Origin of the sequence: Pseudomonas sp. SWRI111, from assembly GCF_014268555.1 — a bacterium.
GTDB classification, from domain to species: Bacteria; Pseudomonadota; Gammaproteobacteria; order Pseudomonadales; family Pseudomonadaceae; genus Aquipseudomonas; species Aquipseudomonas hamedanensis.
Genome location: NZ_JABWQQ010000029.1, coordinates 18545 through 42206, shown reverse-complemented (window position 1 = coordinate 42206; position 23662 = coordinate 18545). Strand labels below are relative to the sequence as shown.

General features: G+C 61.7%; 11 protein-coding genes. 6 read left to right on the top strand and 5 right to left on the bottom strand.

The window, feature by feature from the left end; all coding sequences use genetic code 11:
• Positions 1 to 12 precede the first annotated feature (12 nt).
• Positions 13 to 810 (top strand): ABC transporter substrate-binding protein, encoded by a 798-nt coding sequence (locus HU755_RS24460; protein ID WP_186547139.1) that lies wholly within the window; start codon positions 13 to 15, stop codon positions 808 to 810.
• An 85-nt stretch (positions 811 to 895) separates the two neighbouring features.
• Complete coding sequence (locus tag HU755_RS24455) at positions 896 to 1909, top strand: GNAT family N-acetyltransferase (protein ID WP_186637424.1); 1014 nt, start codon at positions 896 to 898, stop codon at positions 1907 to 1909.
• A 134-nt stretch (positions 1910 to 2043) separates the two neighbouring features.
• Here the strand turns inward: HU755_RS24455 and HU755_RS24450 are convergent, their stop codons facing one another.
• Positions 2044 to 2598, bottom strand: coding sequence for an RNA polymerase factor sigma-70 (locus tag HU755_RS24450; protein ID WP_008088195.1), 555 nt, complete (start codon positions 2596 to 2598; stop codon positions 2044 to 2046).
• A 368-nt stretch (positions 2599 to 2966) separates the two neighbouring features.
• Here HU755_RS24450 and HU755_RS24445 point away from each other — a divergent pair, with 368 nt between their 5' ends.
• Positions 2967 to 15965: a non-ribosomal peptide synthetase gene (locus tag HU755_RS24445; protein WP_186637423.1), complete on the top strand. Its 12999-nt coding sequence runs from the start codon at positions 2967 to 2969 to the stop codon at positions 15963 to 15965.
• Between the two features lie 194 nt (positions 15966 to 16159).
• Entirely contained in the window at positions 16160 to 16972 is an 813-nt protein-coding gene (locus tag HU755_RS24440) for an alpha/beta fold hydrolase (RefSeq protein WP_186637421.1), read from the top strand.
• 124 nt (positions 16973 to 17096) lie between these two features.
• Here the strand turns inward: HU755_RS24440 and dsbG are convergent, their stop codons facing one another.
• The 4 genes from dsbG to HU755_RS24420 form a co-directional block, all read right to left on the bottom strand.
• Positions 17097 to 17867 (bottom strand): thiol:disulfide interchange protein DsbG, encoded by a 771-nt coding sequence (dsbG, locus tag HU755_RS24435; RefSeq protein WP_186637418.1) that lies wholly within the window; start codon positions 17865 to 17867, stop codon positions 17097 to 17099.
• A complete protein-coding gene (locus HU755_RS24430) occupies positions 17843 to 18724 on the bottom strand; it encodes a TlpA family protein disulfide reductase (RefSeq protein ID WP_186637415.1) in 882 nt (293 codons plus the stop codon). Before HU755_RS24430 ends, dsbG begins: the two co-directional genes overlap by 25 nt.
• The gene (gene dsbD / locus HU755_RS24425; RefSeq protein ID WP_186637412.1) at positions 18724 to 20457 is read right to left on the bottom strand and encodes a protein-disulfide reductase DsbD; all 1734 of its coding nucleotides are present in this window, start codon (positions 20455 to 20457) and stop codon (positions 18724 to 18726) included. Before dsbD ends, HU755_RS24430 begins: the two co-directional genes overlap by 1 nt.
• Before the next feature lie 96 nt (positions 20458 to 20553).
• Positions 20554 to 21246, bottom strand: a complete 693-nt coding sequence (locus tag HU755_RS24420) for a hypothetical protein (protein WP_186637409.1) — start codon at positions 21244 to 21246, stop codon at positions 20554 to 20556.
• Positions 21247 to 21501: 255 nt separating this feature from the next.
• On the opposite strand from HU755_RS24420, the gene HU755_RS24415 reads away from it, so the two are divergent.
• The gene (locus HU755_RS24415; protein ID WP_186637406.1) at positions 21502 to 22182 is read left to right on the top strand and encodes a response regulator; all 681 of its coding nucleotides are present in this window, start codon (positions 21502 to 21504) and stop codon (positions 22180 to 22182) included.
• A complete protein-coding gene (locus tag HU755_RS24410) occupies positions 22179 to 23504 on the top strand; it encodes an ATP-binding protein (RefSeq protein ID WP_186637403.1) in 1326 nt (441 codons plus the stop codon). Before HU755_RS24415 ends, HU755_RS24410 begins: the two co-directional genes overlap by 4 nt.
• Positions 23505 to 23662 lie beyond the last annotated feature (158 nt).

The following is a 23662-nucleotide window of genomic DNA, read 5'->3' as shown; positions in this document are numbered from 1 at the left end:
GAGTGGGGTGTTTTGAAGTCTTTGCCAATTCGGACGGCCGCCGGGCTGATGCTCGCAGGGCTGGCTGCGCTTTGGGTATTGCCCGCTCAGGCAGCGCAATTGGTTCGGGTCGGCGCGGCGCATTTTCCGCCTTACACCATTCGTCCTGAAAACGGCGCCGACACCGGTTTGCTTCCGCAACTGGTCGAGGCCTTGAACCGTTTGCAAAGCGACTATCAGTTCGTTCTCGTACCGACGTCGATTCCGCGGCGCTTTGGTGACTTCAAACAGGGCCGGATCGACATGGCCATCTTCGAAAACCCGCAATGGGGCTGGAAGGAAATTCCCCACACGGATGTCGACATGGGCCTGGAAGACGCCGAGATTTTCGTCGCGCAACGCCAGGACAACCGCCAGCAGAGCTACTTCGCCGACCTTGCAGGCAAGCGTCTGGCCCTGTTCAGTGGGTACCACTACGAATTCGCCAGCTTCAACGCCGACCCGAAATTCCTCGCCCGCAACTACAACGCGACGCTGACCTATTCCCACGACAGCAACCTGTTGATGGTGCTGCGCGGACGCGCCGATATCGCACTGGTGACCCGTTCGTATCTGAGTGACTATTTGATGCGCAACGAAAAGGTGCGCGACGAGCTGCTGGTCTCGCAGCGCATCGATCAGGTCTATCACCACTACGCCATTTTGCGCAGCGCCGCGCCGATTTCCGGCGAAGCGTTTGCCAGACTGCTCAAGGGCTTACGCGACAATGGCGAGATGCTGAAGATCTTCGATCCGTACAAGATTGCGGTGGTGCCGGTGCCTCAGCGCTGAAGGCTGTTTTTGCCTTGAGCCTAAATTTCCCCATGCGGCTCACGTCACATCGTTGAACTGTCGACGATTACCGTGAGCCCGACCCATGTCCCATCTGAATGACCTGACTGCGCTGGCCTTGCCTTCGGGCAGTCAACTCCAGGCCGATGCCAGCGAAAGCCGGCTGAGCCTGAGCCTCGACGGCCAGCCGTTGATTCGTCTGCGCCTTGACCGCGAAGCGAAAGGCCCGATCCAGCTTGATGAACGTTACGCGCTGCCGGCGGGCCAAGCGTTGTGGGCGGCCTGTTATTGGCTTTTCGCTCGTGATCCCGATTGCCAGCAACTGACCTGGCAACTGGATCAGCCGCCGACCGAAGCCTTGCTCAGCGGTTTGCTGGTGAACACCGAGGTCGCCGGTGAATATCGCTGCGAGCGCACGTTGTTCTGGCAATTGCCGCAGCCCTGGCTTGGCACGTCCGTCAGCGGTAGCTATCCGCAGCAAATGGTGATCAGTCAGGGCAAGCGTCATCCGCGGCGACCGGTGAAACCGCGGGGTGAAGTCTATCGGCGCTTCGATGCCCGTCTTGGCGCCTGGATTTCTTTGCGCACACTTGAGATTGAAGAAGATTTGCCGCGCTTCAATCGCTGGCAGAACAGCCCCCGCGTGGCCAGTTTCTGGCAAGAGGAGGGCGGTCTTGAGCAACACCGCGAGTATCTGCGCAAGCTCGACGCCGACCCGCACACGCTGACCTTGATCGGCTGTTTCGATGATCAGCCGTTTGCCTATTTCGAAGCCTACTGGGCCAAGGAAGATCGCATCGCGCCGTTCTACGAGGCCGGGGATTACGACCGTGGCATTCACATGTTGGTCGGCGAGGAAAATCACCGCGGTCCGCACAAAGTCGCGAGCTGGTTATCGGCGCTGGTGCATTACCTGTTTCTTGATGATCCGCGTACCCAGCGCGTGGTGGCCGAGCCGCGGGCCGATAACGCGAAGATGATCGGGCATATGCACAACCAGTGTTTTCATTGCGAAAAGGAATTCGACTTCCCGCATAAGCGTGCGGCGCTGATGATTTTGGGGCGTGAGCGGTTTTTTGATCGGTGCGCGTTGGTGTGATGTGTTCGGCCTCGGGACTGCGTTGAATCTGAGGCCGCTTTCGCGAGCAGGCTCGCTCCCACCCTGGACTTGTGTCGTTCACAAACCCTGTGGGAGCGAGCCTGCTCGCGAATGGCTTGACGCAAACCTGGACCTTAACGACGACCCGCGATCACCGCATCCCGACGGCTGCCCGAAACCTTGCGGCAGTGCACCAGCGCATCACGAATCATGAAGTTGACCAAGGTTGGCGATACGCCGAGCTCCTTGGCAATGTCCTTCTGCGGCACGCCGTGCAAACGGTACATCTCGAACGCGTAGCGGGTGCGGCTGGGCAGCTCGGTCAGCGCATCGGCGATGTGTTCCAGGGTCGAGAAGTTGATGTGCGAGGTTTCCGGCGAAGCACCTTGAATGACCACGTTCAGCCCTTCCTCTTCAGGGCCGGAGTACTTCTGTTCCAGCGCCTGTTTGCGGTAGTGATCGATGGCAAGGTTGCGCACGATCTGGAACAGATAGCTCAGTTGGGCCTTGATGGACGATGTGATCGGTGGCGCCGATTGCAGGCGGAAAAACGCATCCTGCACCACATCTTCTGCGCGTGACCGACAGCCGGTAATGCGCGCTGCAATCTTTACCAGAATCAGTCGGTTGTCGACAAATGCCTGAAGTAGCGGTGAATCGCACCTGCTTGTGGATACCTGTTCCGTCATGGAAATCACCTTGCTGCCAATAGGTTAGTGGAGGGCCTGGGGGACGGGGCCGTCCTACACATCGAGCGACAAATTATGTTGAATGATAATGATTGTCAAATGAGAAAGAGAAGTAGTGCTGTAAGTCGATGTGTTTTGCGAACTGCGGCACGCTGCCGCACCCCGGCCCCGTTGGGCGTCGAGCCTGCCGACTAATTATTTCCAGAGGTCATCCGTTCTCATTGGTGAATGGTCTGGGCTACAACGCCCGGCCAGACAGCTTTGCGAAGCCCTGCGCGGTCGGCCCAGACCGCGCCCCGCGCGCCTTTCGATGGGCGTGTTGCAGCAACCCGATTCCACTGGCAAGCCGATTTCAGGCAGGAAACCTCATGACCGACGCGTTCGAACTCCCCAGCACCCTGGTCCAAGCCCTGCAGCGCCGCGCCGCGCTGACACCGGACCGACTGGCCTTGCGTTTTCTTGCCGAAAACGAAGAGCAGGCTGTGGTACTCAGTTATCGCGAACTGGATCAGCGGGCGCGCACCATCGCCGCCGCGTTGCAGGCCGAAGCTGAGCCGGGCGATCGCGCGGTGCTGCTGTTTCCCAGTGGTCCGGACTACGTCGCGGCGTTTTTCGGTTGCCTGTACGCCGGTGTGATTGCAGTGCCCGCTTATCCGCCGGAATCCGCGCGCCGTCATCATCAGGAGCGTCTGCTGTCGATCATTGCCGACGCCGAGCCGCGCCTGCTGCTGACCAGTGCCGATCTGCGCGAGGCCTTGCAACACATTGAAGGCGCGCCGCCGCTGTTGTGTGTCGACACCCTCGACAGCGCGCTGGCCGAGCGCTGGGTGGAGCCGCCCCTGCCACCCGAGCACATCGCTTTTCTGCAATACACCTCAGGCTCCACCGCGCTGCCCAAAGGCGTGCAAGTCAGCCATGGCAACCTGGTCGCCAACGAACTGCTGATCCGCCACGGCTTCGGTATCGACGTCAACCCGGACGACGTTATCGTCAGCTGGTTGCCGCTGTACCACGACATGGGCCTGATCGGCGGTCTGCTGCAACCGGTTTTCAGCGGCGTGCCGTGCATTCTGATGTCGCCTGCGTATTTTCTGGGACGGCCCTTGCGCTGGCTGGAAGCGATCAGCCAATACGGCGGGACCATCAGTGGCGGCCCGGATTTCGCCTACCGCTTGTGCAGCGAGCGGGTCAGCGAATCGGCACTTGCGCGACTCGATCTGAGCCGCTGGCGCGTGGCGTATTCCGGCTCCGAACCGATTCGCCTCGACACCCTTGAGCGCTTCGCCGAAAAATTCGCCGCGTGTGCTTTCAGCAAAAACAGTTTTATGGCGTCTTACGGTTTGGCCGAGGCCACACTGTTTGTCGCCGGCACGCCGCGCGGCACCGGCATTCCAGCGTTACGCGTGGACGATCAGGCGCTGGCGCAAAACCGCGCCGAGCCGGGCGACGGCAGCCCGGTCATGAGCTGCGGCATCAGCCAGCCGCAACATGCGGTGCTGATTGTCGAACCGAATACGCTTGAGGAGTTGACCGACAACACCGTCGGTGAAGTCTGGGCCACGGGCCCGAGCATTGCCCATGGTTACTGGCGCAACCCCGAAGCCAGCGCGAAGACTTTCGTTCAGCACGCCGGTCGCACCTGGCTGCGCACGGGGGATTTGGGCTTCATCCGCGCCAGCGAGCTGTTCGTCACCGGGCGCTTGAAAGACATGCTCATCGTGCGCGGTCACAACCTTTATCCGCAGGACATCGAACAGACCGTCGAGCGCGAAGTGGAAGTGGTGCGCAAGGGCCGGGTGGCGGCATTCGCGGTCAATCAGAATGGCGCCGAGGGCATCGGCATCGCCGCGGAAATCAGCCGCAGCGTGCAGAAAATTCTGCCACCCGACGTGCTGATCAAAGCCATTCGCCTAGCCGTCGCCGAAGCCTGTCAGGAAGCGCCAAGCGTGGTGGTGCTGCTCAATCCGGGCGCATTGCCGAAAACCTCCAGCGGCAAACTCCAGCGTTCGGCGTGCCGCAGCCGTCTGGCCGACGGCAGCCTCGACAGTTACGCAGTGTTCCCGTCGACGAGCGCCGAACCCCAAACGCTGGCTGCCAGCAGCTCAGGCCTCGAAGCGATGATCGGTCAAATCTGGGCCGAACAGCTGAACGTCGAACAGGTCGCCGCCGACGACCACTTCTTTCTGCTCGGCGGTAATTCGATCGCCGCCACTCAAGTGATTGCCCGGGTCCGCGAAGCACTGGCGCTGGAGTTGAACTTGCGTTTGTTGTTCGAAGCGCCAACGTTGTCCGCGTTCACGGCGGCCGTGGCGCAACAGCAACAGGACGGTGCCAGCGCCCAAACTGCAATCACCGTGTTGTCGCGCAGCGAACCGCTGCCGCAGTCGCTGGCGCAAAACCGTCTCTGGATCACCTGGCAACTCGATCCGCACAGCAGCGCCTACAACATTCCCGGCGGCCTGCGCCTGCGTGGCGAACTGGACGAAAATGCGCTGCGCGTGAGTTTTCAGCAACTGATCGAGCGCCATGAATCCCTGCGCACGCGCTTCTTCGAACGTGACGGCGTGGCTTTGCAGCAAGTCGTTACCGCCGCCGAGCTCAACCTGCAACGCATCGACCTCAGCGACTTGCCAGCCGACCAGCGCGAGGTGCGCGCGCAACAGATCCGCGAAGACGCGGCACGCACCCGATTCGATCTGCAACACGGCCCACTGTTCACGGTGACTCTGGTGCGCCTTGCTGACGAAGACCACCAACTGCTGGTGACGATGCACCACATCATCGCCGACGGTTGGTCGCTGAATGTGCTGATCGACGAATTCTCGCGCCTCTACGCCGCCGCTGCGCAAGGCCAGCGCGCCGAACTCGCGCCGCTGCCTACCCAGTACGCCGACTACGGCGCCTGGCAGCGCCAATGGCTGGCGCAAGGCGAGGGCGAGCGACAACTGGCGTATTGGAAAGCGCAGTTGGGCGAGGAGCATTCGCCGCTGGAACTGGCCACCGACTACCCGCGTTCGGCGCAACACAGCCATAGCGCCGCGCGCCACAGTGTGCGCTTGAGCGCGAAGCTCAGCGAGGCGATCCGGCAGACCGCCCAGGCGCATGAAGCCACGCCGTTCATGCTGCTGCTCGCGGCATTCCAGAGCTTGTTGCACCGCTACAGCGGCCAGCGCGATATTCGCATTGGCGTACCCAACGCCAACCGCCCGCGTCTGGAAACCCAAGGCCTGATCGGCTTTTTCATCAACACCCAGGTGCTGCGTGCGCAGATCGATTCGCGCCTGCCGTTTGTCGAACTGCTGGCCCAGACCCGCCAGGCCACACTCGGCGCCCAGGCGAATCAGGATTTGCCGTTCGAGCAACTGCTCGAGGCCTTCCCGCAAGCCCGTGAGCAGGGGCTGTTTCAGGTCATGTTCAACCATCAGCAGCGCGACCTCAGCGCGCTTAAACGCTTGCCGGGCCTGCTCGCCGAAGAGCTGTCGTGGCACAGCCGCGAAGCCAAGTTCGACCTGCAACTGCACAGCGAAGAAGACCGCAATGGTCGGCTGACCTTGTCGTTCGACTACGCCAGCGAACTGTTCGATGGCGCGACCATTGAGCGACTGGCCGAACATTTCCATAACCTCGTGAGCGAAGTCTGCGAACGGCCGCAGCAGGCGATTGGCGATCTGCGCTTGCTGACCGTCAGCGAGCAACATCTGCAGGACGACTGGAGCGTGGCACCGTGCACTCCCGCGCAGCAGTGGCTGCCGGAACTGCTCGACGATCAACTGCGCAACAGCCCACAACGCACCGCGCTGATGTGGGCCGGCGGCAGCCTCGATTTTGCCGAGTTGCACGCGCAGTCCAACCGTCTGGCCCATTACCTGCGCGATAAAGGCGTCGGCCCGGACGTGTGCGTGGCCATCGCCGCCGAGCGTTCGCCGCAACTGTTGATCGGTCTGCTGGCGATCATCAAGGCCGGTGGCGCCTACGTGCCGCTGGACCCGGATTACCCGGCGGAGCGCCTGGCCTACATGCTCAGCGACAGTGGCGTCGAATTGCTGCTGACTCAGACCGAACTGCTTGAGCGCTTGCCGGCCAGCGCCGGCGTCAGTGTGATCGCCATGGACGCGTTGCACCTGGAAAACTGGCCGAGCCAGGCACCGGGTCTGCACCTGCACGGCGACAACCTTGCTTACGTGATTTACACCTCGGGTTCTACCGGGCAACCGAAAGGCGTCGGCAACACTCATGCTGCGCTGGCCGAACGGTTGCAATGGATGCAGAACACCTACGGTCTCGATGAAACTGACGTGCTGATGCAAAAAGCGCCGATCAGTTTCGACGTGTCGGTGTGGGAATGCTTCTGGCCGCTGATCACCGGCGCGCGCCTGCTGATTACTGCCCCGGGCGAACACCGCGACCCGCATCGCATCGCGCAGCTGGTTCAGAAATATGGCGTGACCACGCTGCACTTCGTCCCGCCGTTGCTGGCGCTGTTTATCGATGAGCCACTGACGGCTGAATGCACTAGCCTGCGCCGGATATTTTCGGGCGGTGAAGCACTGCCAGCCGAGCTGCGCAACCGTGTGCTGGCGCAACTGCCGGCGGTGCAATTGCACAACCGCTACGGCCCCACCGAAACCGCGATCAACGTTACCCATTGGCATTGCACCAGCGCCGATGGTGAGCACTCGCCGATTGGCCGCCCGTTGGGCAATGTGGTCTGCCGCATCCTCGATGTCGATCTCAACCCTGTGCCTGCCGGTGTGCCGGGGGAGCTGTGCATCAGCGGCATCGGTCTGGCCCGGGGGTACCTCGGCCGCGCGGCGTTAACGGCAGAACGCTTTGTTGTCGATCCGCTGGGCGAGCAGGGCGCGCGTTTGTACCGCACCGGCGACCGGGCGCGCTGGACAGCTGATGGCGTGATCGAATACCTCGGCCGTCTCGATCAGCAAGTGAAGCTGCGTGGTTTTCGCGTCGAACCGCAGGAAATCGAAGCGCGTCTGCTCGCTCAGGACGGCGTCGCCCAAGCCGTGGTGCTGGTGCGGGAAACCGCTGCCGGTGCGCAACTGATTGGCTACTTCACGGCGACTGATGCCGATGAAAACGCCGACCAGCAAATCACTCGCCTGAAAACCGCTTTGGCTGCCGAATTGCCGGAGTATATGGTCCCGGCGCAACTGCTGCGCCTTGACGCGATGCCCCTGAGCCCCAGCGGTAAACTCGACCGCCGCGCGTTGCCCGAGCCGCAGTGGCAAATACGCGAACACGTCGAACCGGTCAGTGAACTGGAACAACAGATCGCCGCGATCTGGCGCGAGGTGCTTGGCCTGAAGCAGGTCGGTCTGCGCGACGACTTCTTCGCCCTCGGCGGTCACTCGCTGCTGGCCACGCAAATCATTTCGCGCAGCCGTCAGGCCTGTGACGTTGAACTGCCGTTGCGCACGTTGTTCGAGCACAGCGAACTGGGTGATTTCGCCGAGCAGATCCGCCTGATCCAGGCCAGCGGCCGCACCAACCAGCAACTGCCGATCGGCAAAGTCGACCGCCGCCAAGCGGTGCCGTTGTCCTATTCGCAACAGCGCATGTGGTTCCTCTGGCAAATGGAACCGGACAGCCCGGCCTACAACGTCGGCGGTATGGCGCGCTTGCGTGGCGTGCTGCATGTCGAGCATTTCGAGGCGGCGTTGCAGGCGCTGATCCTGCGTCACGAAACCCTGCGCACGACGTTCCCCAGCATCGATGGCGTTGCTTGTCAGCACGTGCATGCCGAGACGGGCGTGCGCATGGGCTGGAAAGATTTCTCCCGATTGCCGACCGAAGTGCGCGAGCAGAGCGTCCAGCACCTGGCCGACGAAGAAGCGCACCAGCCTTTCGACCTGGAAGCCGGTCCGCTGCTGCGTGCATGTCTGGTGAAGACCGCCGAGCAGGAGCATTACTTCGTTCTGACGTTGCACCACATCGTCACCGAAGGCTGGGCGATGGATATTTTCGCCCGCGAACTCAGCGCGCTGTACGAAGCGTTCGTCGATGAGCGCGATTCGCCGCTGCAACCGTTGCCGGTGCAGTACCTCGATTACAGCGTCTGGCAGCGCCAGTGGCTGGAATCCGGCGAGCGTCAACGGCAACTCGATTACTGGACCGCGCAACTGGGCCGTGAACATCCTCTGCTGGAGCTGCCGGGCGACCGACCGCGTCCACCGGTGCAAAGTCATCGGGGCGAGCTGTTCCGGTTTGATCTGAGCGATGAACTCGCCGCCCGGGTTCGTGCCTTCAACGCGCAACACGGTCTGACCCTGTTCATGACCATGACCGCCGCGCTCGCCTCGCTGCTTTACCGCTACAGCGGCCAGACCGATCTGCGCATCGGCGCGCCGGTGGCCAACCGCATTCGCCCGGAAAGCGAAGGGCTGATCGGTGCGTTCCTCAATACCCAGGTGCTGCGTTGCCAGCTCGATGGGCAGATGTCGGTGGGTGAACTGTTCGAACAGGTGCGCCATACGGTTATCGAAGGCCAGTCGCATCAAGATCTACCGTTTGATCATTTGGTTGAAGCCTTGCAGCCACCGCGCAGCGCCGCTTACAACCCGCTGTTCCAAGTGATGTGCAATGTGCAGCGCTGGGAATTCCAGCAGAGCCGGACGTTGGCCGGCATGACGGTCGAGTACCTGGCCAACGATGCGCGGGCGACCAAGTTCGACCTCAATCTGGAAGTCACCGACCTGGATCATCGCCTCGGTTGCTGCCTGACCTACAGCACCGACCTATTCGACGAACCGACCATTGCGCGCATGGCCAGACACTGGTGCAACCTGCTGCAAGCGCTGATCGCCGATCCGCAGCAACGCCTCAGCGAACTGCCGCTGCTGGATGCGCCGGAACAACAGCAACTGCTCGACAGCCTTGGCGTCGAGCCGGGCGTGCATCGTCTCGATCAGTGCGTCCATCATCTGTTTGCCGAGCAGGCGCTGTCGCGCAAAGACGCACCGGCCCTGACCTTCGCCGGGCAGACCCTGAGCTACGCCGAACTCGACGCCCGCGCCAATCGTCTGGCCTGGGCGCTGCGCGAGCGCGGCGTCGGCCCGCAGGTGCGCGTCGGTCTGGCGCTGGAGCGTTCGCTGGAAATGGTCATCGGCCTGTTGGCGATTCTCAAGGCTGGCGGCGCCTATGTGCCGCTGGATCCGGAATACCCGCTCGACCGTCTGCATTACATGATCGAAGACAGCCGCATCGGTTTACTGCTCAGTGACCGAGCGATGTTCCAGACCCTCGGTGAGTTGCCGCCAGGCGTGGCGCGCTGGTGCCTGGAAGACGACCGCGCGGCACTGGCCGATTACCCGGCCGGCGAGCTGCCATTCATCAGCCTGCCGCAGCATCAGGCTTACCTGATTTACACCTCGGGCTCGACCGGCAAACCGAAAGGTGTAGTGGTATCCCACGGCGAGATCGCCATGCATTGCCAAGCGGTGATCGAGCGTTTCGCCATGCGCCCGGACGACTGCGAACTGCACTTCTATTCGATCAACTTCGACGCCGCGACCGAGCGTCTGCTGGTGCCGCTGCTTAGTGGTGCGCAGGTGGTGCTGCGTGCGCAGGGTCAGTGGGATGCCGAAGAAATTTGCGGCTTGATCCGTACCCATCAAATCAACGTCCTCGGTTTCACGCCGAGCTACGGCAGCCAGCTCGCGCAATTCCTCGCCTCGCAGAACCAAGTCCTGCCGGTGCGGATGATCATCACCGGCGGCGAAGCGCTGACCGGCGAACATCTGCAACGGATTCGTGCGGCGTTCAAACCGACGATGTTTTTCAATGCCTACGGGCCGACGGAAACCGTGGTCATGCCGCTGGCCAGTCTGGCCCCGGACGTGCTGGAAGAGGGCGCTGGCAGCGTGCCGATCGGCAGTGTGATCGGCGCGCGCGTCGCCTATATTCTCGATGCCGATCTGGCCCTGGTGCCGCAAGGCGCGACCGGTGAATTGTTCGTCGGTGGCGCCGGTCTGGCGCAGGGTTATCACGACCGTCCCGGCATCACTGCCGAGCGTTTTGTCGCTGATCCGTTTGCTGCTGACGGCGGGCGCATGTACCGCACCGGCGATCTCGTGCGCCAGCGTGCCGACGGTCTGGTCGAGTACCTGGGGCGGATTGACCATCAGGTGAAAATCCGTGGTTTTCGCATCGAACTGGGCGAAATCGAAACGCGTCTGCTCGATCACCCGTCGATCCGCGAAGCGGTGGTACTGGCGCTTGAGGCGCCGAGCGGCAAGCAACTGGTTGGCTATCTGGCGACCGAAGTCGCCGGACACAGCGAAGCGCAACAGGCTGAACTGCGCGAAACCCTCAAGTCGCACCTCAAGGCACAACTGCCGGACTACATGGTGCCGACGCACCTGATTCTGCTGGCGAGCATGCCGCTCACCGCCAACGGCAAACTCGACCGCCGCGCGTTGCCGGCACCGGACCCGGAACTCAATCGTCAGGATTACGTAGCGCCGAGTAACGAGCTGGAGCAGGCGCTGGCGCAGATCTGGTGCGAGGTGCTCAACGTCGAACAGGTAGGGCTGAACGACAATTTCTTTGAACTGGGCGGCGATTCGATTCTGTCGATTCAGGTGGTCAGCCGCGCACGCCAGCAGGGCATCCACTTCAGCCCGCGCGATCTGTTCCAGCATCAGACCGTGCAGACCCTCGCCGCTGTCGCCAGCCGCACGCAGCAGGTGAGCGCCGAACAAGGTCTGGTGGGCGGCGACTCGCGCCTGACGCCGATTCAACACTGGTTCTTCGATACCGAGATTCCCCAGCGTCAGCACTGGAATCAGGCGTTGTTGCTAAAACCGACCGTGATTCTTGAGCCGCAGCGTTTGCAACAGGCCTTGCGGGCCGTGATCGAACAACACGACGCGTTGCGTTTGCGCTTCAGCGAAGTCAATGACGCTTGGCAAGCGACGCATCAAACGCTGACCGATGCAGACGTTCTTTGGCAATTCAGCGTCGATTCGATGGACCAGTGCGAAGCCTTGTTCGCCGACGCGCAACGCAGTCTGCACCTGCAAAACGGTCCGCTGCTGCGTGCGGTGCTGGTCGATGTTGCGAAGGATCAGCAACGCCTGTTCATCGCCATTCACCACTTGGTTGTCGATGGCGTGTCGTGGCGTGTGCTGCTGGACGATCTGCAAACTGGCTATCGCCAGCTCGACGCCGGGCAGGCGGTAAAACTGCCGGCCAAAACCAGTGCCTTCAAGGACTGGGCCGCGCGTTTGCAAGCCTACGCCGGCAGCGAATCACTGCGTGAAGAGCTGAACTGGTGGCAAGCGCAACTGGCCGGTCCGAGCGCCGATCTGCCGTGCGAAAACCCGCAAGGCGGGCGACACAATCTGCACGCGCAAACCGTCAGCGTGCGTCTCGATGCCGAGCGCACCCGGCAGTTGCTGCAACAGGCGCCGAGCGCTTACCGCACGCAGGTCAACGACTTGCTGCTGACCGCACTGGCCCGCGTGCTGTGCCGCTGGAGCGGCCAGCCATCGGCCCTGATTCAACTGGAAGGCCACGGCCGCGAAACCCTGTTCGATGAGATCGACCTGACCCGCACCGTTGGCTGGTTCACCAGCGCTTACCCGCTACGCCTGACCCCGCACGCCATCGAAGAAGCCGCCGGGCAGGGCGCTTCGATCAAGGCGATCAAGGAGCAACTGCGCGCGGTGCCGCACAAAGGCCTGGGGTATGGCGTGCTGCGGTATCTGGCCGATGACGCCAGTCGCCAGCAAATGGCAGCGCTGGCGAACGCGCCAGTCACCTTCAACTACCTGGGCCAGTTCGACCAGAGCTTCGGCGACGACGCATTGTTCCGCCCCGTAGATGAGCCAAGCGGCGCTCCCCATGATCCGCAAGCGCCTCTGCCGAACGAGCTGAGTATCGACAGTCAGGTCTACGGCGGCGAATTGCTGCTGCGCTGGACCTTCAGCGCCGAGCGCTACGCTGAGCAGACGATCAACGATCTTGCCGATGCTTACCTCGGCGAACTGCAAAGCCTGATCGAACATTGCCTGCAAGACGAAGCCGGTGGCCTGACACCGTCGGACTTCCCTCTGGCGAAGCTGACCCAGGCGCAACTCGATGCCCTGCCGGTGCCCGCCGCGCACATCGAAGATGTCTATCCGCTGACGCCAATGCAGGAGGGCATGTTGTTGCACACCTTGCTCGAACCGGGCACCGGTCTGTACTACATGCAGGATCGCTATCGCATCAACAGCGAACTCGATGCCGAGCGTTTCGCCCAGGCCTGGCAAGCGGTGGTCGCCCGTCATGAAGCATTGCGTGCGTCGTTCTGCTGGAACGTCGGCGAAGACATGCTGCAAGTGATTCACACGCCGGGGCGCACGCCGATCGAGTCTCTGGACTGGAGTGCCATCGACGAAAACGAGCAGGAACCGAAGCTGCAAGCGCTGCTGAAAAGCGAGCGCGAGGCCGGTTTCGATCTGCTCAATCAAGCGCCGTTCCACCTGCGCCTGATCAAGGTCGGCGCGGCGCGCTACTGGTTCATGATGAGTAACCACCACATCCTCATCGATGCCTGGTGTCGCTCGCTGCTGATGAACGATTTCTTCGAGATCTACACCGCCCTCGGCGAAGGTCGCGAAGCCCACTTGAGCGTGCCGCCGCGTTACCGTGACTACATTGGCTGGCTGCAACGCCAGAGCCTGACCGAGGCGCGGCAGTGGTGGCGACAGAACCTGCAAGGCTTCGAACGCACCACGCCGATCCCGAGTGATCGTCCGTTCCTGCGTGAACACGCCGGTGAAAGCGGCGGCATGATCGTCGGCGACTGCTACACCCGCCTTGATGTCGAAGACGGTGTGCGCCTGCGTGAACTGGCGCAGGCCCATCAACTGACGGTCAACACCTTCGCCCAGGCGGCGTGGGCGCTGGTGCTGCGGCGCATGAGCGGTGATCGCGACGTGCTATTCGGTGTGACAGTGGCCGGACGTCCGGTAGACATGCCAGAAATGCAGCGCACCGTCGGCCTGTTCATCAACAGCATTGCGCTGCGGGTGAAGATGCCTGAGGACGATCAACGCAGCAGCGTGCGTCAGTGGCTCAACGCTCTGCTCGACAGCAACATGCAGCTGCGCGAATACGAATACCTGCCACTGGTGAACATTCAGGAACAAAGCGAACTGCCGAAGGGCCAGCCGCTGTTCGACAGCCTGTTCGTCTTCGAAAACGCGCCGGTCGAAGTCTCGGTACTGGATCGTGCGCAGAGCCTTGACGCGACGTCGGATTCGGGTCGCACCCACACCAACTTCCCGTTGACGGCGGTGTGCTATCCGGGCGATGACCTGGGCCTGCATTTATCGTATGACCAGCGTTACTTCGACGAGTCGACCGTCGAGCGCATGCTTGGCGAATTCAAGCGACTGTTGCTGGCACTGGTCGACGGCTTCCATGGCGACATGGACGATCTGCCGCTGCTGGGCGATGAGGAGAAAAGTTTCCTGCTGAACGGCTGCAACCAGAGCAGCCACGACTATCCGCTGGAGCAGAGCTACGCTGCGCTGTTTGAAGCGCAGGTGGAGCAGCACCCGCAGCGCATTGCCGCCAGTTGCCTTGACCAGCAATTGAGCTATACCGAGCTGAACCACAATGCCAACCGTCTCGGCCATGCATTGGTCGCGGCCGGGGTGCGGATGGATCAACCGGTAGCCTTGCTCGCCGAGCGCAACCTCGATTTGCTCGGCATGATTATCGGCAGCTTCAAGGCCGGTGCCGGTTATCTGCCGCTGGATCCCGGCCTGCCGAGCCAGCGCCTGAGCCGCATCATCGAGCTGAGCCGCACGCCGTTGCTCGTGTGCAGCGCAGCCTGCCGTGACCAGGCGCAGACTTTGCTGGAAGCGTTTGGCTGTTCCAACCGTCCGCGCCTGCTGATATGGGAAGAGATACAAGCCTCGGTCGCCGCGACGCACAATCCAGGTATTCACAGCGGCCCGGACAATCTCGCCTATGTGATCTACACCTCGGGTTCGACCGGCCTGCCAAAAGGCGTGATGGTCGAGCAGCGCGGCATGCTCAACAACCAGCTGAGCAAGGTGCCTTATCTGAATCTGAGCGATGCGGATGTCATTGCCCAGACCGCCTCGCAAAGCTTCGATATTTCGGTCTGGCAGTTCCTCGCCGCGCCGCTGTTCGGCGCGCGTGTGGACATCGTGCCGAACGCCATCGCCCACGATCCGCAAGGTTTGCTGACGCATGTGCAAGAACAGGGCATCACCGTGTTGGAGAGTGTGCCGTCGCTGATTCAGGGCATGCTTGCCTCCGAACGCCTGAGCCTCGACGGCCTGCGCTGGATGCTGCCGACCGGCGAAGCGATGCCGCCGGAGCTGGCGCATCAATGGCTGCTGCGTTACCCGGACATCGGTCTGGTCAACGCTTACGGCCCGGCGGAATGTTCGGACGACGTCGCTTTCTTCCGGGTCGACAGGGCTTCGACGCGCGGCAGTTATTTGCCGATCGGTACGCCGACTGACAACAACGTTTTGTATCTGCTCGATGGCGCGCTGGAGCTGGTGCCGTTGGGGGCGGTGGGTGAGTTGTGCGTGGCGGGCACAGGCGTTGGTCGCGGTTATGTCAGCGACCCGTTGCGTACCGCGCCGGTGTTTGTACCGAACCCGTTCGGCGCGCCGGGCGAGCGCCTGTATCGTACCGGCGACCTGGCGCGGCGGCGCAGCGATGGCGTGCTGGAATACGTCGGCCGAGTCGACCACCAAGTGAAGATCCGCGGTTACCGGATCGAGCTGGGTGAAATTGAAGCGCGCCTGCATGAACAACCGCCAGTGCGTGATGCTGCAGTCGGCGTGCAGGAGGGCGTCAATGGCAAGCATCTGGTCGGCTATCTGGTCGCAGCGGATTCTGCACTCGATCCGGGCCAAAGCCTGGAAAGCATCAAACAGCGTCTGCGCGCCGAACTGCCTGAATACATGGTGCCGTTGCACTGGCTGTGGTTGCCGCAGCTGCCGCTCAACGCTAACGGCAAACTGGACCGCAAGGCCTTGCCAACGCTGGAGATCGGGCAGTTGCAAAGCCAGGATTACCTGGCCCCGCGCAGCGACCTCGAACAGACCCTGGCTGATATCTGGGCCGAAGTGCTGAAAGTCGAGAAGGTCGGCGTTCGCGATAACTTCTTCGAGCTGGGCGGGCACTCGCTGCTGGCGACGCAGATCGCCTCACGGGTGCAGAAAGCCCTGCAACGCGATGTGCCGCTGCGGGCGATGTTCGAGTGCGGCACGGTGGAGGAACTGGCCGAGTACATCGATGGGCTGGCGGCCAGTGACATGACTGAGGAGAAAGTCGACCGGTTGAATGATTTGATGGCGGAGCTGGAAGGGCTGTAGTTCTCTGGTGTTTTCATCGACCTCATCGCGAGCAGGCTCGCTCCCACACTGGATTTGTGTCGCTCACAAAATCCCCTGTGGGAGCGAGCCTGCTCGCGAATGGCGACTGTACATTCCCGTACATTTTCTAGGTTGACGATAAAGATCCGGCAGCTCAGTCTGCCGGTTCTGTTTTTTCTCACAGGAGGTGGTCGATGCCTTTTTTCACGGTTGACGGACAAGCGCTGCACTACATTGATCAAGGTACCGGCCCGGCCGTGTTGCTGGCCGGCAGTTATTTGTGGGATCAGGCCATGTGGGCGCCGCAGATCGCCGCACTCACTCCGCACTATCGCGTGATTGCCCTGGATCTGTGGGGACACGGTGAGTCGGGACGGTTGCCTGACGGCACCGTATCGCTGGATGACATCGCCCGTCAGGCGCAGGCCTTGCTCGATCACTTGGGCATCGACCGCGTCACGCTGGTCGGGCTGTCGGTCGGCGGCATGTGGGGCGTTCAGCTGGCACTGTCGGCGCCGCAGCGTCTAACCGGTCTGGTGCTGATGGACACTTACGTCGGTGTCGAGCCGGAACCCACCCGTCAGTACTACTTCTCGCTGTTCAAGCAAATCGAAGACAGCGGCGAAATCTCCGAGCAACTGCTCGACATTGTCGTGCCGATCTTTTTCCGCCCGGGCATCGATCCGCAGTCGGCGCTGTATCAGGATTTTCGCGCGAAACTCGCGGCTTATTCATCCGATCGCCTGCGCGAAAGCATCGTGCCGATGGGGCGCATCACCTTTGGCCGTGATGATCTGTTGCCGCGTCTGGGCGAGTTGAATGCCGCGACCACGCTGGTGCTGTGCGGCGATCAGGACAAGCCACGCCCGCCGTCGGAAGCCCGGGAAATGGCTGAACTGATCGGCTGTCCGTGTGTGCTGGTGCCGGAGGCGGGGCATATTTCCAATCTGGAGAATCCAGAGTTTGTCACTGAGGCGCTGCTGGCCTTCTTGACCGAGCTCAACTGACACACCGAGTAATCTTCAATCGCGAGCAGGCTCACTCCTACAAGGACCGCATTCTTGCTGAGAGAATGCGATCACCTGTAGGAGTGAGCCTGCTCGCGATGGGACCGGTTCAGGCAACGGAAAACTATTTAGGCCCCAGAATCTTCACCAGCTTCTCCGGCGTCGGCGCCCCTTGCTGCTGTTGCAGCTCGCCCTTGCTGTCCATGTAGAAAATTGCCGGCGTGGCCTGTAACTCCAGATCTTCCATCAGTTGCATGTTCGCCGCGAGCTTGGTCTGCACCGCCACTGGAATATCCTTCAAGGCTTTGAGCGAGCTGCCCTTGCCAGCCTTTTCGTGATCCTCCAGCGCCTTGGCCGGATCTTTCGCTGCCAGCAGCGCCGCCGATTTGCCCGGGCTGTCTTCGCGGATGATCCCGACCATGATGTGGCGCAACTGCACCTTGCCGGCCTTGACCCAGGGCCGCGCCTGTTCCCAGAACACGTTGCAGTACGGACAGTTCGGGTCGCTGAACAGATACACGGTGCGTGGCGCGTCCTTGTTGCCGTCCTGAATCCAGTTGCTGGCTTCGAACTTGGCCCAGACTTCCTTGGCCATCGGCGCGTAGACCAGTTTTTGCAGCGGTTCGCTGCTCAAGTCCTTGCCATCGGCGTCGTACAGATTGCCCACCATTACGTGCTTGCCATCCGGCGTCAGGTACAGCGCCATCCCGCGGTTCTGATATTGCGCGGCATAACCGCGCAGGCCGTCGGGCGCGTCGAACTGGCCGACGATTTTCGCGCCCTTGGCTTCGATCTGCTTGATCGCGGCGGGCAATTCTTCAGCAGCCTGCACCGACGGCAAGTGCAGCAGGGCGCTGCCCAGAGTCAGCGTCAGCAGGTGGCGGAGGCGGGGCATGGGAGTTTCCTTGCAGAGGTGGCCGGTGCAGCGGCCGGGTTTGAATTCAGATTCGGTTCGCCGAAATTTTCCAGGGCGCGTGCCAGACTGGCGTTGGACAATTCACCCAAGTGGCTGGACAGCAGGCGGCCGTCGGGACTGTAGAACAGCGTAGTCGGCAGCGCCATGGAGCCGACGGCCTGGCCGAGTCGGCCGCCACGGTCGAACAACACGTTGTTCAGGCTCAGGCCCTGGGTTTCGAGAAACGTCGCGACGCTTTGCATGCTTTCGGCCTGATTGACGAACAGGAAGGTCAGGTCCGGGCGCTGCTGCTGGGCGTTTTCCAGCACCGGCATTTCGCGCCGGCACGGTGGACACCAGGTGGCCCACAGGTTGATGACCAGCGGGCCGCCCTGATAATCGCTGAGTTTTACCGTTTCTCCGGCGGCGTTGCGCAGTGAGATTTCCGGCAGGCGCGTGCCCTGTTCGTAAATGTTCAGCGACAGGGTTGCCAGCAACCAGAAGGCCAAGCCGCTGACCACGCCAAAGCCCAGCGGTCGCCGCAAGCCCGGACGCCGCCAGCCGCGATAGAGCGCTGCGAGCAGCAGCACGATCACCCCCGGCCAGGCGAGGAAACCGCCGTCGCGCAGGTCGATGATCTGCCAGGGGTCATTGCGGTAGTGCGGCCAGTACATCAGCACAAACGCAATGCGCGCCGCGAGCATGCCCAGCAGAAACAGGCTGAATAGCGCCGACTCGGGATTCTCGCCGCCACGTTTGGCCACCCGCCAGCCGACAAACGTCGCCAGCGCCAGGGCACTGATCAGCAGCAGGTGGTTAAGTGCGATGGCGAAGGTGCCGAGGGTGAAAGTCAGCATTAATTGGCGTCTCGGGTAGTGGTCCAGCGTTGCAGAAACGCCTCGGCATCGACTTCGCCGGTGATGCGCTGGCTGCGCCGCTCTTCGCCATCCGTGCCGATCCAGATGAAAGTCGGTGGTCCCGGCACTTTGTAACGACCGAGCAGTTCACGGCTGGCGGCGTTGTCGGCGGTGACATCCAGGCGCAGCAGCCGTACATCGTTCAACGCCTGCATCACCTTGGCCTGGCCGAAGACCTGTTTTTCCATGACTTTGCACGACACACACCAATCGGCGTAGTAGTCGAGCAGGACCCACTGGCCCTGGGCCTTGGCAGCGTCGAGTTCGCGTTGCAACGCCACCGGGTCGTTGATCGTGGTAAATGCCTCGTGACCTGATGGTGCCGCCGTGCTGGCGCGACCGGCACTGTAAACCTGCAGCGGTTGATAGGGATCATCGCTGCCGCCCGCCGCGCCGATCACCAGCAGACTCCCCCACAACCCAAGCAATAGCGAACTGGCGCCGAATAACTGGGCAACCCGGCCAAAACCTTCGGACTGTTTCCAGGCGCAGAAAGCGGCGATCAACAGCAGTGCACCGCACAGACCCAGCCACAACGAAGCGTCCAGTACCGGGCGCAGCATCAGCAACGCAGTGGCGAGGAACAGGAAGCCGAACACGCCTTTGAGCAGATTCATCCAGGCGCCGGGCTTGGGCAGGAAACGATTGCCGACCGTCACCAGCAACAGCAGCGGCACACCGATACCGATGCCCAGCGCAAACAGAATCAAGCCGCCGTGCACGGCGTTGCCGCTTTGCGCGATATAGAGCAATGCTCCGGCCAGCGGTGCAGTCATGCACGGGCCGACCAGCAGACCGGACAACGCACCGAGCACACCGGCGCCAATCAGACTGCCGCCGCTGCGGCTGCGCGAGGCGTGTTCCAGTCGGTCACGCAGGGCCACGGGCAATTGCAGCTCGAAGAAGCCGAACATCGGCAGGGCAAGTATCACGAATACGGCGGCGAAGGCACCAAGCAACCACGGATTCTGTAGCCAGGCCTGCAGGTTTGCCCCAAGCAGTGCGGCGATCACGCCCATTGCCGCATACACCAGTGCCATACAAACCACATAGCTGCTGGCCAGGGCGAAACCGCGGCGGGGGGTGGCACCGCTGCCGACAATCATGCCGGCCAGAATCGGCAGCATCGGCAAGGAACACGGGGTGAACGCGAGCAGCAGGCCAAGACCGAAAAACACCAGCAAACTCCAGCCCAGCGCGCGTTGTTGCAGGCTGCTGGCCAAGGCCTGATCCGGCGCTTGTGCGTTGGCGGTTACCGCCGCTTTGCCGCCCAGATCAATCACCCGGGTTTGCGGCGGGTAACACAACCCCGCATCCGCGCAGCCCTGATAGCTGACCTTGATCTGCCCTGTGGCGGCGGCCGGGATTTTCACTTCCAGGCCTTGCCGATAGACCGGTTGCTCGCCAAAAAACTCATCGCTGTGGGATTCGCCCGCAGGCAACGTCGGCTGTTGTGCGGGCGTCAGCCCATCGAATTTCAGACGCTTCTGATACAGGTAATAGCCATCGGCGATTTGCCAGAACACCTGGGTTTCACCCGACTCCAGCCGTTCGGAGGTGAGCACAAATGCCTTGTCGACTGGCAAAAAGTCCGGTTTTGTCTCAAAGGGATTGTTTCCGGCCTGGGCCAGACCGGAGATCAGCAGAGCAAACAACAGAAAAAAACGACGCATGGAGGAGCCTTGTCCCTGTGCAAGTGGGTGCAGAATGGGCGGCGGCGATTAACCGATAATTAACCGTATCCTACTAGCCCCTCCATGATCGGCCAATCAGCCGCGCAACAGCCCGGGCCAATTACCTTCAGTAACGGTTTTCGGACCGGAAACCAGTCGATCAGTCTGGATGTTGTAGGTCAGGTATTGATTATCGGCCAGGAAGATATACCAGTAACTGTCGGCAAATGTCCGGTCATTCTGGGCGGCGGTGATGATTCGGTCCTTGTAGGGTTTTAATGCCCCCAGTTGATAGTCGCCGAAGGGCTTGCGCGTCAGAGTCTTAGCTTTGTAATTGAACGACAAGTAGTGCCCGTCATTGAGAATGAAGCGAAACAGGAACGGATGACCGGTCAGTTGAAACCAGGTGCCGGCGATAATCTTATCGAAATACGGCAGGATCGGCTTCCAGACCGAATCGGCGACCTTATGGAAAGCGGCAACTTTGTCAGTGTCCTGATCATATTTACAGACCATCGGGGTTGTTCCCTGGTAGAAGAAGAACCAGGCAATGTCTTCATCGCTATCGACGTTCCAGCCGAACGAAGTGGTGGTCAGGCCAAAGCGCAGGTGTTGGGTAAAAGGGCTGAAACTGTCCCAGTGGCCTGCTGTCTTGGTGGGATAGTTGCCAGGGACAATGTTGTCGCCGATATTGAATCGGGAGTAAGTGTCAGTATCCTTGAAGAAGAAATAAATACGGTCGGGGCCGGAGCGCCAGTCGACGGCGACAAAGTTTTTTAATTCGGTCATGTTTGTAAAGTCCATTTAGAAGGTTGGCGAAGTTGTCCGAATCAAAGTAAGTGACGACGCATTCACAGACAAAGCGATGAATTGTTTCTGAAGACGCCTTAAGGTTGGCGAATGTTTCGACCATCGCTACCCCGGGTTTCCCGTCGCCTGGAAGTGGCGTGAATGTTTAACCGGCTTCCCGTGACTGTCGCGCATGGCCATAATTGCCCCTTAATCCTTGCCTGCTTCACTCGCCATTTTTCTCACGGAGCACCCATGCACGTACTGGTTTGCGAAGACGATGAGCTGATCGCCAGTGGCATCGTCGCCGGCCTCACCGCCCAGGGCTTGACTGTCGAGCATGTCAACACGGCGTCCAAGGCGCGGGCGATGCTCAAAGTCGCGGAATTCGACGTGATGGTGCTCGACCTGGGGCTGCCAGACGAGGACGGGCTCAAGTTGCTGCAACAGTTGCGTCACGCGGGCCTGGAGATCCCGGTGCTGATCCTGACCGCACGCGATTCGGTCACCGACCGCGTCGATGGCTTGCAGGCCGGTGCCGACGACTACCTGCTCAAGCCGTTCGACCTGCGCGAACTGTTCGCCCGCTTGCAAACCCTGTTGCGCCGGGTTGCCGGGCGCAGCGTCAACCTGATCGAGCATGGCGCGCTGACGTACGATCCGAGCAGCCGTGAAACCACGCTGGCCGGGCAGCCCGTGGACCTGTCGCGCCGCGAGCAGTCACTGTTGCAGGCACTGCTACACAATCGTGGGCGAGTACTGTCCACCGAGCAGTTGAAAGACAGCGTCTATGGCTTCAACGATGAGCTGGAAAGCAACGCCCTCAACGTGCACATCCATCATCTGCGCAGCAAACTTGGCAAAGGCATCGTCGAAACCGTGCGCGGCCTGGGTTATCGCCTCGGCCCGGCCGACGGCGGGGATCAAGGCAAATGATGAGTCTGCGCCTGCGCCTGAGCCTGACCCTCGGCGCCGCGTTTGCGCTGATCTGGGCGCTGGCGGCGGCGTGGATGCTCAGCGATCTGCGCAACCAGATGATGTTTTCCCTCGACCAGCGACTGGTGGCCTCGGCGCGTATGGTCGCCGGGTTGCTCGAACAACTGCCGACGCTGCCGAGCAAAGGCGAGGGCACCCACTTCAGTGCCGAACAACTCAATGTTCCCGGTGGCATGGCCTGCCAGGTCAGTTCCCTGCGCGGGGAAATTCTCGCGCGCAGCCACAACAACCCCGAGCAGGCGCTGGAAGCCGAGAAAATGGGCTTCCACGATCAAATCATCGACGGCGCGCCGTGGCGCAGTTTCACCCTGGCCCGGGGCGATGTGCGCATCACCACGGCGGACCGGCAGATCGAGCGCGAGGCGCTGAACATGTCGATTCTGCTCGCCGCCTCGGTACCGGTCGGTGTCGCCTTGTTGGGCTGCCTGTGCCTGTTATGGCTGGGGATCGGACAAGGGCTGGCGCCGCTCAATCGCCTGCGTGAAGCGTTGATGCGGCGCAACGCCGATTCGCTTGAACCGTTGCAGTTGCAGGCGTTCCCCAGCGAACTGAAACCGTTGCTCGAAACCCAGAACCAATTGTTCCAGCGTATTGGCAAGACCATCGAGCGTGAACGCCGCCTGACCGGTGACGCGGCGCATGAGCTGCGCAGTCCGCTGACGGCCATCAAAACCCACTTGCAAGTGGCGCGCATGACCGATGGCAGCGCCCGCGATCAATCGCTGGCGCGGGCCGAAGAGGGCGCTGACCGTCTGCACCGAACCCTGGAGCAATTGCTGCTGCTGGCGCGAGTCGAGGGCAGCCTGTCGTTCGATGACGGCTCGCAATACAGCGCCGAACAAGTCGCCCGGCTGGCGATTCAGGACGCGACGGGTGGTGCGCGACTGCGGATCAGACTGCAGGTGCCGGATGATCTGTCCGCCGCGCCGTTGGAGATGCCCGCCGTGCTGGCGATCGCGGCGCTGCGTAATCTGCTCGACAACGCACTGCGCCATACGCCTGAAGACTGTGCTGTCGAGGTCACACTGGAAACCATCGGCAATCGCGTGCGTTTTGTCGTGCGCGACCATGGCCCGGGTATCGCGCCTGACGATCTGCAACATCTGACCCAGCGCTTCTGGCGCAATGGCCAAAGCACCGGCTGCGGCCTGGGGCTGGCGATCGTGCAGGCGATCGTTCAGCGTTGTGACTGTGCCTTGCATTTCGACAGCCGCCCGGATGGCCTGCGGGTCGAGTTGACGATGCCGTTGCAAGTCAGCTGAATCCACCACAACTCCCCTGTAGGAGTGAGCCTGCTCGCGATAGCGTCATGTCAGTTGACAAGTTGATTGATGACGGAACGCTATCGCGAGCAGGCTCACTCCTACAAAAGTTTCGTGTTCTGGCACATCAAATGTAACTTCTCGGCGTTCGCTATCCG